At 36.8% G+C, this 17,863-nt stretch carries 18 protein-coding genes and 1 riboswitch; of the genes, 12 read left to right on the forward strand and 6 right to left on the reverse strand.

The features are described 5' to 3' along the window. Window positions 1–2 precede the first annotated feature (2 nt). On the reverse strand, window positions 3–1,460 hold the full coding sequence (locus F8M42_RS13210; RefSeq protein ID WP_182187307.1) for a sensor domain-containing diguanylate cyclase: 1,458 nt from the start codon (window positions 1,458–1,460) through the stop codon (window positions 3–5). 120 nt (window positions 1,461–1,580) lie between these two features. Here F8M42_RS13210 and F8M42_RS13215 point away from each other — a divergent pair, with 120 nt between their 5' ends. The 3 genes from F8M42_RS13215 to F8M42_RS13225 all read left to right on the forward strand — a co-directional run bounded on the left by F8M42_RS13215 (window position 1,581) and on the right by F8M42_RS13225 (window position 4,005). Then, the gene (locus F8M42_RS13215) at window positions 1,581–1,919 is read left to right on the forward strand and encodes a transposase (protein ID WP_182185465.1); all 339 of its coding nucleotides are present in this window, start codon (window positions 1,581–1,583) and stop codon (window positions 1,917–1,919) included. Continuing rightward, the gene (locus F8M42_RS13220; RefSeq protein ID WP_182187309.1) at window positions 1,903–2,682 is read left to right on the forward strand and encodes an IS3 family transposase; all 780 of its coding nucleotides are present in this window, start codon (window positions 1,903–1,905) and stop codon (window positions 2,680–2,682) included. Before F8M42_RS13215 ends, F8M42_RS13220 begins: the two co-directional genes overlap by 17 nt. An 81-nt stretch (window positions 2,683–2,763) precedes the next feature. Further along, window positions 2,764–4,005, forward strand: a complete 1,242-nt coding sequence (locus F8M42_RS13225) for an IS256 family transposase (protein WP_182185656.1) — start codon at window positions 2,764–2,766, stop codon at window positions 4,003–4,005. Window positions 4,006–4,052: 47 nt separating this feature from the next. Here the strand turns inward: F8M42_RS13225 and F8M42_RS13230 are convergent, their stop codons facing one another. The 5 genes from F8M42_RS13230 to F8M42_RS13245 form a co-directional block, all read right to left on the reverse strand. Then, window positions 4,053–4,442 (reverse strand): hypothetical protein, encoded by a 390-nt coding sequence (locus F8M42_RS13230; protein ID WP_182187311.1) that lies wholly within the window; start codon window positions 4,440–4,442, stop codon window positions 4,053–4,055. 246 nt (window positions 4,443–4,688) lie between these two features. Continuing rightward, on the reverse strand, window positions 4,689–6,314 hold the full coding sequence (locus F8M42_RS13235; protein ID WP_182187313.1) for a methyl-accepting chemotaxis protein: 1,626 nt from the start codon (window positions 6,312–6,314) through the stop codon (window positions 4,689–4,691). Window positions 6,315–6,360: 46 nt separating this feature from the next. Then, window positions 6,361–7,044 carry an IS630 family transposase gene (locus tag F8M42_RS13700; protein ID WP_196595288.1) on the reverse strand — a complete coding sequence of 228 codons (684 nt, stop codon included), beginning with the start codon at window positions 7,042–7,044 and terminating at the stop codon, window positions 6,361–6,363. After that, window positions 7,041–7,502 carry a helix-turn-helix domain-containing protein gene (locus tag F8M42_RS13705; RefSeq protein WP_196595289.1) on the reverse strand — a complete coding sequence of 154 codons (462 nt, stop codon included), beginning with the start codon at window positions 7,500–7,502 and terminating at the stop codon, window positions 7,041–7,043. Before F8M42_RS13705 ends, F8M42_RS13700 begins: the two co-directional genes overlap by 4 nt. A gap of 308 nt (window positions 7,503–7,810) precedes the next feature. After that, window positions 7,811–8,413, reverse strand: a complete 603-nt coding sequence (locus tag F8M42_RS13245) for a class I SAM-dependent methyltransferase (protein WP_229711365.1) — start codon at window positions 8,411–8,413, stop codon at window positions 7,811–7,813. Window positions 8,414–8,659: 246 nt separating this feature from the next. Between F8M42_RS13245 and F8M42_RS13250 the strand changes: the two genes are divergently transcribed. From F8M42_RS13250 to yfcE, 9 genes are all read left to right on the forward strand, one after another. Continuing rightward, complete coding sequence (locus F8M42_RS13250) at window positions 8,660–10,693, forward strand: DUF4357 domain-containing protein (protein WP_182187315.1); 2,034 nt, start codon at window positions 8,660–8,662, stop codon at window positions 10,691–10,693. 212 nt (window positions 10,694–10,905) lie between these two features. Continuing rightward, window positions 10,906–11,136, forward strand: coding sequence for a type II toxin-antitoxin system Phd/YefM family antitoxin (locus tag F8M42_RS13255; protein ID WP_182187317.1), 231 nt, complete (start codon window positions 10,906–10,908; stop codon window positions 11,134–11,136). 1 nt (window position 11,137) lies between these two features. Next, on the forward strand, window positions 11,138–11,377 hold the full coding sequence (locus tag F8M42_RS13260) for a Txe/YoeB family addiction module toxin (RefSeq protein ID WP_182187319.1): 240 nt from the start codon (window positions 11,138–11,140) through the stop codon (window positions 11,375–11,377). Window positions 11,378–11,579: 202 nt separating this feature from the next. After that, entirely contained in the window at window positions 11,580–13,295 is a 1,716-nt protein-coding gene (locus F8M42_RS13265) for a diguanylate cyclase (RefSeq protein ID WP_182187321.1), read from the forward strand. A gap of 74 nt (window positions 13,296–13,369) precedes the next feature. Continuing rightward, window positions 13,370–13,483: riboswitch (FMN riboswitch) on the forward strand. A gap of 180 nt (window positions 13,484–13,663) precedes the next feature. Then, window positions 13,664–14,791, forward strand: a complete 1,128-nt coding sequence (ribD, locus tag F8M42_RS13270) for a bifunctional diaminohydroxyphosphoribosylaminopyrimidine deaminase/5-amino-6-(5-phosphoribosylamino)uracil reductase RibD (RefSeq protein WP_182187323.1) — start codon at window positions 13,664–13,666, stop codon at window positions 14,789–14,791. Continuing rightward, the gene (ribE, locus tag F8M42_RS13275; protein ID WP_182187325.1) at window positions 14,776–15,429 is read left to right on the forward strand and encodes a riboflavin synthase; all 654 of its coding nucleotides are present in this window, start codon (window positions 14,776–14,778) and stop codon (window positions 15,427–15,429) included. The genes ribD and ribE overlap by 16 nt, the downstream gene beginning before the upstream one ends. Window positions 15,430–15,554: 125 nt before the next feature. Further along, entirely contained in the window at window positions 15,555–16,703 is a 1,149-nt protein-coding gene (locus F8M42_RS13280) for a bifunctional 3,4-dihydroxy-2-butanone-4-phosphate synthase/GTP cyclohydrolase II (protein WP_229711572.1), read from the forward strand. Between the two features lie 44 nt (window positions 16,704–16,747). After that, window positions 16,748–17,212: a 6,7-dimethyl-8-ribityllumazine synthase gene (gene ribH / locus F8M42_RS13285; protein ID WP_182187329.1), complete on the forward strand. Its 465-nt coding sequence runs from the start codon at window positions 16,748–16,750 to the stop codon at window positions 17,210–17,212. Window positions 17,213–17,240: 28 nt separating this feature from the next. Continuing rightward, the gene (gene yfcE, locus F8M42_RS13290) at window positions 17,241–17,798 is read left to right on the forward strand and encodes a phosphodiesterase (RefSeq protein WP_182187331.1); all 558 of its coding nucleotides are present in this window, start codon (window positions 17,241–17,243) and stop codon (window positions 17,796–17,798) included. The last annotated feature ends 65 nt before the right edge of the window (window positions 17,799–17,863 follow it).

A 17,863-nucleotide genomic window follows, 5' to 3' on the forward strand; every position in this document is an offset into this window, starting at 1 on the left:
AACTATTGGTCATTTTCATACAGCTGAGTTTGATTACGGCCATTTTTTTTACCCTTGTAAACAGCAATATCAGCAAATTTAATTAGTGAATCCAATGTCATTTTCCCGTCATAGACTGCGATTCCTAAAGTCAAAGTTACTTTTATAGCAATTTCTCCACATAGAAAATTATGATTTTCAATATTATGTCTGAGTTTTTCGGCTATACCAAAAGCTCTTTTTTTATCGAATGATGGCAATAAGATGAGAAATTCTTCTCCTCCCCAGCGAGAAATATACCCATATTCTCTTATACATTCCTGAAAACACTTTGCCACCTCCTGCAATACAAAATCTCCACAATCATGTCCGTATTTATCATTGATTTTTTTAAAAAAATCAATGTCCATCATTATAATGGAAAGTGTTTTATTTTTCTCATCGCATTTTTTTATGATTTCTTCCATTTTTTCTATCAGGAAACGTCTATTATACAAACCCGTCAAAAAATCTATCTGTAAAGAGTGTTCCAATTCTTCCTTTGTTTGCGATAATATCTGATTTTTTTTCTCCAGCTCATTAGTCCGCTCCTGCACTTTTTGTTCCAGATTATTAATCAGTATAGCCAAATGTTCCGCCATATTATTAAACGCTGCACCCAAAATTCCGATTTCATTTTTTTGAGAAGTTTCAGCTTTTGCTTTAAAATTACCCGCAGAAAATTTTTTTGTAATTCCAATAAGATCATAAATCGGCAGTAAATATTGGTCTATCTTCTTAGCCGACATATATATTGAAATCAATAATATTATTGTGGACAATGCTATTGATATCCAAATACTTTTTTTAATAGCGGTTACATAATAATTTTCCTGTACGGCAATCACAATGAGCCACTTTATACCATGATTTCGATATTCAGTCATTCTTATATAAAAATTTTCTCCATTTTTAACTTCCTTTGTACTATTCCTTTTATAATTTTCATAAATATAATACGCATTTCTTATTATGCCATCATTTACATTTTCTATACCTACTCTATGAAAATCACCAAATTTATCAATTGTAAAATTAGCCACATTTTCTGTATTAGCTACAATTTTTCCTGATTTTTCTTCAAATATATAAACTTCTGCCCGACGGTTTTTTACTATGTCTTTCAGTTCATCATTGAGTTTATTGAGCGTTATATGCGTCCCTAAAACACCCATAAATTTTTTGTCTTCATCAAAAATAGGGTAAGATGCCGATATGGCCAGATCTTTCATAACAAAATGCTGATATATATCTGAAAAAACAGGATATCGTTCTTTTTCTGCGGCAACGTACCAGTCACGCGTACGCGGATCAAATTTACCTAATCGTTGTGTTACATTTCCTAACTCAAAATTATCATCCAGCAAATAATAAACAGAACTGCCATTTGTCTGTCTATTGCTTTTCATAAATTCAAGCTGATTATCTACATTTTTTCGCACTCCATAATATTCACCAGATGTTGCCCCAAAGCTATATAATGGACCCAAGGATTCAGACCAGTACTGAAAATTTTAAGAGCACATGATATAGTATAGGTAACAAAATAGGAGGTTGTTATCATGCCAAGAAAAAAGTACACTGCTGAGTTCAAAACAAAGATGGTTTTGTCGATTCTTCAAGGCGATAAGGAATTCAATGTTATCTGTTCTGAGAACGACTTGAATCCGAGCATGGTCCGAAAATGGAAGCAGGATTTTCTAAAAAATGCCCATCTCGCCTTTGGTATAGATTCTGAACGTAAGGCCGTTCAGAGAAAGGAGGATGACCTGAAGAAAAAGAACGACCAGATGCTTAAGACCATCGGTCAGTTGACGCTGGAACGCGACTTTCTTCAGGACTGCTTTTGCCAAGCTGGAGAAGCCATCCCACAAATCCCAGAATATGATTCAAAGGGATAATGAGCTCTCCATACGTCGTCAGTGCGAGCTGTTGAGGCTGAATCGCTCCGGCCTGTATTACAATGCCATCCTGCCGGATGCAACAGCTGTTGAATTCGAAGAGTCTTTAATGGCGCGTATCGACCATTGGCATACCAGATGTCCTTATCTTGGATCTCGTAAAATTATCATCAAGCTGCTGGAAGACGGCTTTCCCGTATGTCGTAAGACTGTGCGCCGGTTAATGCTGAAAATGGGGATCTATGCCGTTTATCCTAAGTCCAATCTATCCAAAAGAAATTTCAAGGAGGCTATCGTGCCATATCTGCTACGCGATTATACGGCATCATATCCTAATCAGGTCTGGTCTATCGATATCACCTATATTCCAATGCCGCATGGTCATATGTACCTGACAGCAATCATTGACTGGTATAGCCGACGGCTGGTTGGACACTATCTCTCTGACACATTAGATGCGACTTCTGTCATTTATACAGTAAAGGAAACCGTAAAAAAGTGTGGAATTCCCGCCATTATCAATTCAGATCAAGGAAGTCAGTTTACCAGCGATGACTATAAGGCATTGCTTCACAGTCTTAATATCCGACAAAGCATGGATGGTAGAAGCCGCTGGGCTGACAACATCATGATTGAGCGATGGTTTCGTAGTCTCAAGACAGAACAGCTCTATCCCAACGAATACCATTCACCAAGAGAGTTGCGTCAGCTGATTAACACGTATGTAGATGACTATAACAACATACGCCCCGGGAGTGTATAATAAACTGTGTAAATAGGAAAGAAACAGTTTAGATATACACCCCAGTTGGGGAAGTCAAACACATGCGGAGGTAATAAATTTATGTCAAAGAAACAACCCACACGTGGCGAATCCCTGGCTAAAGCGATTATCAGTGAATATAAGCCAAAAAACGTCGAAGATATGCAAAATGCGCTTAAAGATGTTTTTGGGCCTATGTTCGAGGCCATGCTGCATGGTGAAATGGAAAATCATCTCGGCTATGACAACAATGAACGTGGTGAAAAGGAAACCGCCAATCGCCGCAACGGCTACAACCATAAAACTCTCAAAACATCCGCAGGTGAAGTCCCGATTAATGTCCCTCGTGATCGTGACGGTTCTTTTGAGCCGCAGGTTGTGCAGAAGCGGCAGACCGATGTTTCCTCGATTGAGGGCAAGGTGCTTGCTATGTATGCTCGTGGCATGAGCCAGCGTGACATTTCATCGACGATCGACGACATCTATGGATTCAAGCTATCAGCTGGACAAATTTCCAACATCACAGATTGTGTCTTAGATGAATTGAATGAGTGGCAGAATCGACCGCTGAAAGCTTTTTATCCCTTTATCTTTGTGGATTGCATATACGTTTCTATGCGTACGGAGCAGGGCGTTTCTGACCAGGCTGTCTACGTTATTCTGGGGTATGATCTAAACGGCGGGAAAGATGTACTGGGCTTATGGACGGGCGATACAGAAAGCAAGCATCGCTGGATGCAGGTGTTCGATGAAATAAAATCCCGGGGTGTTCAGGACATAGGCTTTATTTCTATGGACGGTGTAAGTGGTCTTGAAGATGGCGCTAAAGCGATCTTCAAAAATGTTGTGGTGCAGCGCTGCATTGTACACCTCATCCGCAACTCTCTGAAATACGTACCCAGTAAGGATTACAAAGCCTTTACAGCGCAGCTAAGGAAAATCTATGGTGCCATCAACCTGAAAGGAGCACAAGCTGCATTTGAACAGTTCTGTGACGCGTGGAGCAAATATCCTGGTGCCATCCGCGTGTGGAAGGATAATTTTCGGCACGTGGAACAGCTTTTTAACTATGGTAGTGATGTGCGTCGGGTTATGTACACGACCAATGCCATAGAAAGCGTTAACTCGAGCTTCCGCAAGGTTACGAAACAGGGCGCTTTCAGCAATGAAACAGCTATTTTTAAAGTGTTTTATTTACGGATTAAGGAACTTTACCAAAAATGGCGCGGTCACTCCATTCGCAATTGGGCCATGGTGATGAATCAGCTGGTTATTGACGAACGGATCGGCACCATGGTACAAAAATATCAGGCTTCAACTTAAAATCATTTACACACTTTACTTGACAATCCCTACGCCCCCACCAAGCCTTAGGTTATAAGGTCCCAAATGATTTCTACTTCGGCAGTTTTGCTGCGTAGACTTACTTTGTTTGATGACACGCTTAAAAATTTACGAAGTGGTCTTGACAAGGGGCCCATTATATTTTTTTCATTATTTATGTCCAACAGCCCTTTTTCCAAAAAATATCTGTTATTCTCATTTAACTTAAGTGGTACATCGACAAAATTTTTTATCCCTTGCAAAACAGCCTGAGCCGTCTCCTCTTGTGCATACTGCATAGCCCCGTCTATTGATATTTTCCAATAATAAAAAATAATTACACTTATTATACACATTGTTATCAGCAAACTGAATATAAACAAATTCCTTATTTGATTTTTGATTGATCGATGTAGTAAACGGGACATGGTTTCCATACCCTCCCAACGCACGATCTTAAATTCACTAAAACGTTTAAAATGCAGTTTTTGAGAAATAATTTCTCTCAGGTGGCAATATAATCCATCAGAAATAATAATTTTTCTGCCATGATCACTTACTGCAAAACTTTATTATGCACAGTACATTATCCTGACTGATATCTCAATATAGCATATCAATATTTTATAAGTTATATGATACTTAATTATTTGCAAAAGTTCTGATATCATTTAAGTAAGTTTTTATATCCTAAATTTTTGAATAGCATTTTGCAGTCCAGCGGCCATTTTAGCTAAATGCGTACTAGCTGAGGCTATTTCTTCCATTGAAGCCGATTGTTCTTCCGTAGCGGCTGAAATAGTCTGAGTTTCTTCCGATGTTTTTTGACTTTGTACTTTTATGTCCATGGCAGTATTTACTACGTCTTGAGTACCTGCCGTCAACTGTTCTGCCGTTGCAGAAATTGTAGTGATTTCTTCAGAAATCTTTTTTATCATTTCAACAAATTCCGTAAATGTTTGTCCAGCGGTATCAACCAAATCCTTGCCATTTTCAACTTCATGCCGACTTTCCTTCATAAATGTAACCGCCGTTTGTGTTCTTACTTGCACATCATGAATCAATGTCTGAACATCTTTAGAAGCAGCCGTTGATTGTTCGGAAAGTTTTCTTACTTCTTCAGCTACTACTGCAAAACCTTTGCCATGTTCCCCAGCCCTGGCTGCTTCAATAGCAGCATTTAAAGCTAAAAGATTTGTCTGATCCGCAATACTCGATATCAGCATTACCATACTGTCTATATCTTTAGATTTTTTTTCTAATTCATCTACGACATTAAACGTATTTTCTGTTTTTTCTTCTATTTTTACCATCTGTGCCACAGTATTTTCAATAACCTTTCCGCCTTCAGTCGCTGAATTAGCTGTTGCCTCCGATTTGCGTGCCACACCAACGGTACTTTCTGTAACCTGTTGTATTCCTTTAGCCATTTCTTCAATTATATGTTCAGTCGTTGTAGCCATTTCCAATTCTTTGCCCGTTCCTTGGGCTACTTTAGTAATCGACATCGCGATCTGTTGTGATGCACTGGCCGACTGTTCTGCACTTGCCGTTAATTGTTCCGATGATGCCGCCACTTGTTCCGATGTGTTTGTCAAATGCCGAATCAAAGTACGAATATTCTTATTCATTATATTAATAGATTTAGACAGATCTCCAAATTCGCTATGATCTGCCAAATGTTTCTCACTTACATCATTAGAAAAATCACCTTCTGCAATTTTTCCCAAAAATTTAATTGAATCATTTAAACGATTGTCAATTTGTCTGACTATCATTATTCCAAGAAGTATGCCCACGACAACTGCAATTACTGTAATTACCAATGCTTTTATTACAGCACGCTGAACCATTTCTATGGCCGATTGATTAGCTTTATCAGCACTTTCGTTAGCTTTATCCGAAATTGCAATTAATTTATCAAACATTTGGGTAAATACGGAATCAGATTCCTTTTGAAATAAAACATATGCCTCTTCATTTTTATTTTGCATAGCCAGATCTATTACATTAGCCGTACTATCACTATATTTTTGCACCAATTGTTTAAGTTCATTAAGATCAGACCGATCCTGCTGATCCAGATTCATATTTTCATAAACAGCGAGATTATCCGTAAAAGCTTTTCTTTGCTTATCTATATCATCACGCAGCATTTTATTTTCATTACCATCATTTGTTACCATCAATCGATAAATGTCTGCCTGAGCCTTTCTCAAGGCCAGGCGATTCTCATAAACTATATCAGATATTTTAACATCCTCATTATATAGTTTATTAATTTTCTGCCTGCTGTCCTGTAAATTCAAATAACTTATTATTCCTACTATAACAATACCTAATACAGTGTAACATCTAAATGTTGATGACAGGGTATAAATGTTTAAGTTTCACCCTTGCGTCTTCTAATGTAAATTGCCAGTCAACACCACGTTGTTTATAATTTCGATTCTTGCACCATGGAACCAGAAGTGCTTGAAGTGTTTTGATATCAGGAATTCGCTGCGAACCGATACATTGTCTTCCAAGTGCAGATAATTCAATCTCAGCAATATCCAGCCAACTGCCATGCTTTGGTGTAAAGTGAATTTCTAACCTATTCGCAAGTTCAAATGCATACTTGGGCTCAAATGTTTGATACAGTGAAGCTATTGTGTGCGTATTGAGATTGTCCATGACAATAACCACCTTTTGCGCATGAGGATATTGCTTAGTTAGCAACCATTCAATCTGTTTTGCCCAGTCTTTTCTTGTACGATGTTCCTTGGCATTAGCATAACGCCAACCGCCAAGTGGCTCTGTAAACATAAATATTGCTGCTGTACCATTTCGTATATACTCATTATCCTCATACTCAATCCGTCCATCCCTGGAACGGATGCTCTTTCGAGCAGAAGCAAAAAATTGCACAGGTTTTTCGTCCATACAAATTACAGGCATATTTGCATTGTATGGCCTGCTATATACAGCGAGAACATCTTCCATCGCTGCGACAAAAGCAGCATTTTGTTCTGGTGGTATACACCAGCATCTTTTCAAGTGCGGTTTAAATTCGTTTTTTTTAGAACACGTGAAATTGTCATATGTGATATAGATTCCACATAGTTCAATTCCACACATCGCTCGGCGATAAGACGTACCGACCATTTGCGATAACCTTTTGGTGGATTGCCGCAAGCAAGCGCAACAATATGAGCCTCAACATCACCAGTAACTTTTGGAGCGACCGGAGGAGTTATACGCTTTTTTCGTTGAATTGTAGCGGTTAATCCGTTATTGGCATATGAAGTTCTTACTTTTTGTACGGTGGTTGCCGATGTGCTGAATGCAACAGCTATTTCTGCTACAGTCATGTGTCGTTTGTTATTCTTATCTGAAGCAAGTAGAATATTAGCTCTCAATATAGCTTTTGCTGTTGTATTACCTTTGGTAACCAAATCATGCAGCATATTTCTATCTGAATCGCTAAGTTCAATTGAGTATTTGACTGATGGCATGGTATACCCACCTTTCTTATTATAGGTATAGCATACCACTACAAACGTTTATATGCAATTTTTAGATGTTACAATATACTAAACTAAAAATACCAATCAATAAATAAAGTTTCCGACTTACCTTGAGATTATTAAAGCTCTCCATCTTGTTCCACCCCTTTATGATTTAGTTTTATGTGAGATAATTCTACTCTATTCGTCTAAATCCTTGCGAATATTCAAAATTTTTTTATTCATAATTGAATTTTTATATTATCCGGCTTTCTATAAAATATTTTTTCAGTTAAAAACAGGCCGTCAACAGAATTTTAAGGCCTGCCGATTATCAATTTTACTAAATTTCCTTTTACATTTTTTACCTGTAATATCTTAATATTTGCCTTTTCAACATTTTCAACTGTTTTCCTATTAATATTTGACCCGATCAAATGCAATGACAGTGGATTCAAAATATCCATCAGTCTGCCCAAAAAAGGATTTTCACTTCGCACATGCTCCAAAAGAATTATTCTGCCATCCGATTTACATACACGTCGTGCTTCTTCAAGCCCCTTAACAGGATTTGGCACTGAACAAAACACACAGGTTGCCAACACTGTATCAAAGCTATTGTCTGGAAACATCATATTTTGCGCATCCATTTCCAACAGTTTTATCGGCATCTGTCTTTGTCTAACCACTTTTTTGGCTTTTGCCAGCATACCAGAACTAAAGTCTATGCCGGTCACTACACAATTTTTATAATATGACAAATTTTTCCCTGTCCCTACACCGATTTCCAAAACATTACCGCTTGCCAATTCCACGATCTGTCTGCGCAGTCGCTTTGAAATCATTTTATCCATAAAATTATAAAAACGAGCTGTACGATTATATCTTTGTTTTATAACTTTTGTTTGATTTGTTATCATTTTATTCACATTGCCCCCTTTTAGAAAATTACAACAATTAATTTTTTACTTTCAGATATGTTTTTTTTAATCACAAACTAAAGCCGATCAAATTATAATTAATCAATTATATACTGATAATCAGCTTAAAAGGCAGGAAATTTACCATCTGCAACGAACTTTTAATCTATTACAGATTTTCAACAATGATCAATATATAATTTATTATGTAATTATATACGCTATTTTAAGTTAGGAGATTAAATTATGGAAGCAAGTCCAATGAGTCTATTTGAGAAATTTATAAAAGAGGCTTATGGCTCACAATATGTGATTCCGGTATATCAAAGGAATTATACCTGGAAAAAGAACAAACAGGTCAAACAATTATTATTTGACATAGAACGAATATTAAAGGGTGAAACCAAACGTCATTTTATTGGTACTATCGTATACGTCATTACCAATACAGACTTTATTGTGCGAGAAAGAGTTGTTGTCGATGGACAGCAACGCCTTATTACAATGTTTTTAATCGCCTATGCCCTAAAAAACATTACTGAAGAAAAAGGCGAAACAGAGCTTTCCCAAATATTGGTAACCAATTATTTAGAAAATGCCAACCAAGATAAATACAAATATCGTCTTCAACCGGCAGTTTCTGACGATGATGCCTATTCACATATCACCGAAGGGACAATGGATGAATATGAAGGTTCATCAATCGTCATGGACAACTACAAATATATTTATAATCGTCTGATCGATTTAGTAAATAAATATTCATCCATGCGTGTGATAAATGCACTGCGCGAATTGTATATTGTTCGAATCGAGCTCGATGAAACTGATGATGCCCAGCAGATATTTGAAAGCATAAATTCAACCGGTGAAAAATTAACTGCAGCTGATTTAATCCGCAACTACATCATGATGAACAAAACTAATGACATACAAGAAACTATTTACAACAAATACTGGTTAAAACTGGAACATATTTTCCCACAGTCAAGAAAACTTGCTGAATTTATCCGGCTTTATCTTGCCAGTAAAAGTTATATTCTTGTCACTGAACGGGATTTATATGAAGAATTTAAAAATTATTGGAATGAAAGACTAAGTTCATCGGACTTTAATGCCATCCTGACAGAAATGCTTAATTATGCCAAATATTTTCAACGTTTATACATAAAAAATACTATTGACGAGTTAGGGGATGTACTAAAGGACTATCGTAAACTGCAAAGTCTCATGCCCGCACCATTTACCATGTGTTTATTAGATTATTACCAGAAAAACTGCATTAGTAAAGAACAAACTATAGCTGTACTGAAAATCATAAATACTTACCTGGTAAGACGCTATATAAATGGACAGGATACCAGCGCCATTTCACGATTTTTCCCGGGATTTTTAAAAAATGTACAAAATCAACTGGCTAAAGATGGGCATTATGATAAAATAGTGGATATTTGTATATATTATCTCATAAATATAAATAAAGGCAAAGCTTCTTTTATGCCGGATGATAAACAGCTGCGTGATTATCTTCTGACAGCTAATGCCTATTCTTTGGCAAATATCCGTTGGATACTAGACAAAATCGAAACGCATAATAACCCAGTATCAGTCGATTTAGAAATGCTGAATATCGAACACATAATGCCGCAAACCCCGAATGTCTATTGGAAAGAGGTATCCGGCTTGGACGATGACGAATATATCGATATAGCCAATCGTTTAGGTAATTTGACTCTGGCGGCAATAACAGATAACAGCAAAATGGGTAATAAGGATTTTGAAGCAAAAAAAGAAATCCTAAAAAGTACAAAACATCTCCGGTTAAACGAAGATATTTTAAATAAAAAAAACTGGCGCCCCACAGATATCAATAAACGGACCCAAAAAATAACAAATGAAATCATAACGATTTTTCCATATGTGAAAACGACCTATACTTTGGGTATCAATGAACAAAAACGTGATATATTTTTAAAGGCAAAGGGAATCATTGCCCGTGGCCATCTAAATAAAAATAACAGTATAACCGTTTATGCTGACAGCCAGGTACGTTTTGATAAAAAACCCAGCAACGAAGCCTTAAGAGAAAAACGTGATGAATATTTGGAACAAGAAATTCTCATCAACAAGGATGGCAAGTATTTGTTTTCACAAGATTTTACTTTCAAAACCCCAAGTGCTGCAGCCGACTTCATCTTAGGCGGATCTAATAACGGCTGGCTGTATTGGAAAGACAGCAACGGTATATCTATCAATGAAAGTCTGCGCAATAAAAACTAACTTTCTGATCTTATGGTTTTTATTACAGAAAAACGCTTATTATGTAATGAAAACTAATACTTTCCAGACTATTGACTTTATATTGCACATTTATATATTTCTCGACGGTTTTTCACATTTTCCAATATATGTTTTTCTATATATATTATTGTCAATTTTCATTTACGTATGCATATTAGTGCGTTAAAATAAATATAAGAGGTGACACGGTTATGAATGATAAAACGAATATTAAAAATATTATTGAACAAATAGCCAGACATAATAAAATTACCACACTCGAAACAAAAAATGGTGCTGTCGTGGTAATGAGTGCCAAGGACTACAAAGATTTGATGGAAACATTATATCTTCTTTCCACACCGGATATAAAAAAAGACTTGATGGAAGCCAAAAAGGCTTCCGACAAAGATTTTTTTAATGAAAATGAGGTGGAATGGTAAATTGTATAAAATACAGTGCTATAAAAAAATTTCTGCCGCATTCAATAAACTAAAAAAATCCAACAAAGAAATCCAAACCATAATCGATAATCTGCGAAATGATCCATTTGCTGACTCTGCATCATATGAACGTCTTTTGGGTGATTTATCAGGTTATTATTCACGCCGCATTGGCTCGCAGCACCATCTCATTTATTATATATTAGACAATCAAAAAATTATCCGTATCGTACATATTTAGCTATAATCAATGTTTTTCCCCACCGGTTCTTTAATACTTGTTGCAATAACAGACATATTTTATTAATAGCTATTTTCATAATATTTTCATAATATTTTAATATTTATTAGAATTATACTTTTCCTTATAGTAATATGCTAACAAATATTATTTATGTACTGATTATATTTACACATATTGTAAGTTAAACCGGGGTGATAAAATGTTCTCACTTCATTTGGAAATTGATGATAATTTTGCAAAAAAAATTGCAGCGATTGCCCAACAACAAGGTTTCTTATATGAACGAGCCATTTGCTGCGAACAATTATGCCAAAAAATCTGTGAAAAAAATTTTAATTTGCTGATTATCGATGAAAATATCAAAGAAATACTAAATACTGATTTAATAAAAAATTTTTTAACTACCAGTTTGGTTTATCCTCCAATTATTATAATAACCAAACAAAATAGCATTCCAATAAGAAACCTCTGTTTCGATTCAGGAATAATAGCTTATTTTCAAAAAGATGATTTTAATGAATTTCGATTTATTCAGTATCTGCAGGCGATAAAAACTGAACATAACTACGTTACGTTAATAAAGACAATTAGAATTGCTGTTATTGATGATGATTATTTTTCCCTAAAATTTCTCAAAAGTTTTTTTTCTATGCTTGAAGCAAAAAATGTAAATTATTATCAAAATTCGACTGATTTTCTAGATAATTCATCACATTTCATCTATGATCTTTTTTTAATTGATTTGATAATGCTGGATTACACTGATGAAAATATTATCTCTCATATCCGTGAACAAAATCAACAGTCTGCCATTATTCTAATTACTCCCCATAATAATAGCATAATGCCGTATTATCTAAGTGTCGGCACTGATGATTTTATTTTCAAACCAATTGATTTTAAATCATTTATGGCAAAAATGATTTTTTGTCTAAACCAATATTCATTAAAAAAAGCTTTGGTCCAAAAAAATGTAGATTTGCCCACTGAGCTAAAAAAAGATTCTCTGACAGGATTATACAGCCGCGTGTATTTTATAAAAATCTGTAAAAAAAAACTTATGGAAATTTCGCAAACTATGCAGCCAATAGCTTTCATTTTACTAGATATTGACAATTTTAAAAACGTCAATGATGAATATGGTCATTTAAGTGGTGATTATGTTCTAAAAAATCTAGGGCTGATATTAAAAAAAACTTTGAGAAAATCTGATATAATCTGCCGCTGGGGTGGTGAAGAGTTCATCATCTTACTAGCTGACAGTAATCTTGCTGATGCTAAAAAAATCGCTGAAAAGCTTCGCCTGACCATTGCTTTTCATTATTTTGAAAATATTGGCAATATCACCGCCAGTTTTGGTTTAACAAAATATTACCCGGCTGACACTAATGAAAGTATTTTTAAGCGTCTCGACCAATCGCTCTATCTGGCTAAACTAACCGGACGTAATAAAGTTGTGAGTGACAATAAACTTCCTATTTTTATTAATAAAAAACCTATCAGCATCGAATGGGGTCCATTCTTTAAAAGTCATAACAGCATCATAGACGCAGAACATCATATGCTGATAAACTTATCTAACGAATTCATCCACACTTGTTTCACTCAAAATAAAACAACCGTACTTTTAAGCTTATTTGAAATGATATTATCCAAACTTATCATTCATGCTGCACACGAGGAAGAAATACTGTGTCATAATGTCTATCCCTTTTATCTTGAACATAAAAAAATCCACAAAAATTTATTAACAGAAATAACCACTATACTAAATAATCTGCAATCTGAAAAACCAAGTTTTACAAGTGCTGGACGATATATAATCCAAAATATAATTGTTGAACATATAGTAAAAGATGATTTTGATTTTTATTACCTTTTTACTAAAAAACCTCATTCAAAACCGATTCCATAATCCTTATCAAAACAATACTAAAATTGTATTGCTTTTTTCAACAACTTTAGTATAATATAAATAGACAATTGATTAGCAGTCTTTGGGGCAGGGTGAGATTCCCTACCGGCGGTAAAGCCCGCGAGCCTTTGGCAGATTCGGTGTAATTCCGAAGCCGACAGTTATAGTCTGGATGGAAAAAGATTGTGTGATTTTAAGTGGGTTTAATAAAATTATCACAAAAATTCATTCCTTTAAAATATTTTATTCCGCCACACAGGCTGTTGAATACGTAGTGTATTTGGCAGCTTTTTTTATTTGTCAAATCGGTTGAATAATATCTCAATGATGTCAATCTTTGTATAATAGATATATGGAGGCGTTTTAAAATGAATGATGACGAGCGATATATGCAAACAGCAATTAATTTAGCTAAAAATGCTGTTGGACGGACAAGTCCTAATCCGATGGTCGGCGCTGTCATCGTAAAGAATAATCGTATTATCGGCTGTGGCTGGCATAAAAAAGCCGGGACCCCACATGCTGAAATACATGCCTTGCAAGCTGCCGGTGAACTTTCCCAAGGTGCCACACTCTATGTTAGTTTAGAACCCTGTTCTCACTTTGGGCGGACACCGCCTTGCTGTGATGCTGTGATAAAAGCCGGTATTAAGCGCGTCGTTGTAGCAATAACTGATCCTAATCCTAAAGTATCAGGCCGTGGCATAAAAAAAATGCGCGATGCCGGTTTAGAAGTCGTGACCGGAGTTTTAGAAAACGAAGCAGCAAAACTTAATGAAGTATTTTTCAAATGGATAGAAACAGGGTTTCCTTTTATCACCATTAAAAGTGCTATGAGTCTTGACGGTAAAACAGCAACCGCCAGCGGTCAATCAAAATGGATAACCAATGAAGCATCACGTACTTATGGTCATCACCTTCGCGATATAAATGATGCTATAATGGTCGGTATCAACACAATTATAGCAGATAATCCCACATTAACCACCCGTTTAGCAGCAGGCGGTAAAAATCCGATCCGAATAATCGCCGACAGCACAGGACGTATCCCTTTGGATGCAGCAGTATTAAATGATAATGCAGCCTTAACGCTGGTGGTCGTAACCGCAAAGGCTTCACCGCTTAAAATTGCCGCGTTAAAAGCAAAAAAGAATGTTGATGTTATCATCGCAGATGCTGCTGAGACTGCCGGAATTAATCTGACTGATCTTTTTAAGCAACTGGCACAAAGAGAAATCTGCAGTATCCTGATAGAAGGCGGTGCGACTTTAATAGGCAATATAGTAGAAGAAAAACTTGCCGATAAAGCTTATTTTTTCATCGCTCCTAAAATTGTGGGTGGCAAATCAGCCAAATCGGCAGTTGAGGGACCCGGTATCAAAAATCTTGCTGACGCTCTCACACTCGCATCTCCCGTGATAAAAAATCTTGATGGTGATTTTCTCATAAGCGGTAATTTAAATAAGGGAGGCACACCACATTGTTCACAGGAATAATTGAAGAAATCGGCAGCATCCGGCAAATGCACTTTGGAACTGCATCAGTGCAGCTTGTCATCAATGCCAAAAAAATTTTAACGGATGTCAATATTGGCGACAGTATTGCTGTAAATGGTACTTGCCTTACCGTTACTGACTGTAACGCTCATTTTTTCTCAGCTGACGTCATGCCGGAATCAGTGCGAAAAACATCACTATCCGAGTTAAAAACCGGCAGTCCTGTCAACTTAGAACGGGCCTTGCAAATAACTTCCCGTTTAGGCGGTCACATTATGAGCGGTCATATCGACGGCACTGGTAGAATTATACAGAAAAAATCTGAAGATAATGCCATAATAGTCACCCTGTCTGCCACCCCACAGCTACTGCGCTATATCGTAAAAAAAGGTTCGGTTGCTATCGATGGTATTAGTTTAACGGTAGTCGATGTTGATGCACATAAATTTGTGGTTTCACTTATTCCTCATACTGCAGCAGTAAGCACTATCGGGCAAAAAAAAATTGGTGCAATAGTTAATATTGAAACAGATATAATAGGCAAATACATAGAAAAATTATTATCTGTAGATACCGACAAAACACCAGCAATATCTACCTTAAATACTGATTTTTTACAAAAAAATGGTTTTTATTAAATTGTTACGCCCAATATTTACAATAAAAAACTATTTTATAATAAAATAACTTGAAAAGAGGGCTCTTTGTGGAAATAAAATTTGATCCTATAGAAAAAGCAATAGACGATTTTAAAAATGGTAAAATGGTTCTTGTCGTAGACGATGAAGATCGGGAAAATGAGGGGGATTTGATTGCCCCGGCAGAAAAAGTAACACCAGAAATAATGAATTTTATGGCCACACATGCCAAGGGACTTATCTGTATGCCTATGGACGGAGCGCTTGCTGATAAGCTTGAACTGACCCCCATGGTTGCCAACAATACAGATAACCACGAAACAGCTTTCACCGTAACTGTTGATCACGTTGACACCACCACCGGTATCTCGGCTTTTGAACGAGCACTAACTGTTCGTAAAATGGTCGAGTCAAATACCAAACCAACCGATTTACGCCGTCCCGGCCACATTTTCCCACTGCGTGCTGTCGAAGGCGGTGTGATGCGCCGTACCGGTCACACTGAAGCGACTGTTGATCTTGCCAGACTTGCCGGTTTGAAACCAGCTGGTATATGCTGTGAAATAATGAGTACGGACGGACATATGGCTCGTACACCTGAACTGTACAAATTTGCCAGGGAAAATAATTTATCTTTCATCACGGTAGCCGAACTAATAAAATATCGCAAAAACACCGAATGCTTTATAAAAAAAGCTGCTGAAGCTAACTTTCCCAGTAAATACGGCATGTTTAAAATAATTGCTTATGAAAGCCAGCTTGATGGTAAATGCCATATTGCTATCATAAAGGGTGATGTGCGCGGCAAAAAAAATGTTCTGGTGCGTGTTCATTCCGAATGCCTTACCGGTGATGTACTTGGTTCAATGCGCTGCGATTGCGGTGACCAACTGGCAACGGCCTTACGCCGCATCGAAAAAGCGGGTGAAGGTGTTGTCCTTTATATGCGTCAGGAAGGCCGCGGTATCGGGCTTGCTAATAAAATACGCGCTTATGCCTTGCAGGATAAAGGTAAGGACACTGTAGAAGCCAATGTTTTATTAGGATTTGAACCAGATATGCGTGATTATGGTATTGGAGCCCAGATTTTATCCGATCTCGGATTGACCAGCATCAGATTGATGACCAATAATCCTGAAAAAAGAGCAGGACTTGAAGGATACGGCTTGGAAATAGTTGAAAGAGTACCTTTGGAAATTCCCGCCAACGCTTTTGACGCCAAATATCTGGAAACTAAAAAGGAAAAAATGGGACATCTTCTCAAAAATGCCTGATAACGATAAAATAATTATTTATAATATATTGGAGGAATAATGATATGGCAAAAATAATTGAAGGTCATCTGTCTGCAAAAGGGTTAAAATTTGGCATCGTCGTCGCCCGTTTCAACGAATTTATAACCAGTAAATTACTTTCTGGAGCACTTGATACACTAACACGTCACGATAGTGATGAATCGGCTATTACTGTAGCGTGGGTTCCCGGTGCATTTGAAATTCCTCTCATCGCCAAAAAAATGGCCCAAAGCAATAAATATGACGCTGTCATTTGTCTGGGATCTGTCATTCGTGGTTCGACATCGCATTATGATTACGTCTGTAATGAGGTTTCTAAAGGTGTCGCAGCAGTTGGACTCTCAACTGGCGTACCGACAATATTCGGCGTGCTGACCACGGAAAATATTGAACAAGCCGTTGAACGTGCCGGTACCAAGGCTGGCAACAAGGGTTCTGATGCTGCCATGAGTGCCATCGAAATGGCTGATCTATTGAAAAAATTATGATCTACTATCTTTAAAGGGGCTGATACTTTTGAAAATCGGTATTATAAGCGACACACATGGCTGCGTCGAACGTTTCACACTTGCTTATGATAAATTTTTCAAAGATGCTGACATGATAATTCACGCCGGTGACGTTCTTTATCATGGACCGCGCAATCCTATATTACCGGATTATAATCCGGCTAAACTTGCCGAAAAAATAAACAGTCTGCCTATGCCAACAATCATCTGCAAGGGCAATTGTGACAGTGAAGTTGATACATTAGTTTTGAATAGTCCTATTCAAGCTCCATATACTTATGTTGTAATCGACGGTTTTAAAATCGTCACTACACACGGTCATCATGTAATGAGTGACCAAGAAAAGGATGCTATGGCAGCTCATTTCAAAGCCGATTTATTTGTAAGCGGTCACGTCCATATTAACGTATTGGAAAAACGGGGAAATACTATATTCCTTAACCCCGGTTCACCCGCTTTAAGTAAACGTACTGATCATCGTCAAACTGCCGCCCTTCTAACCGACACCAAAATTTATATTGTTGATATTGACAGCGGTGAAACCATACTTTCACTGGATAAATAAAATTTACTAAACCTACGCATTATAAAAGGCAGCGGGATATTTACATTCCGCTGCTTTTGTCTTAG

Source organism: Pectinatus frisingensis, assembly GCF_014076555.1.
GTDB lineage: Bacteria > Bacillota > Negativicutes > Selenomonadales > Selenomonadaceae > Pectinatus > Pectinatus frisingensis.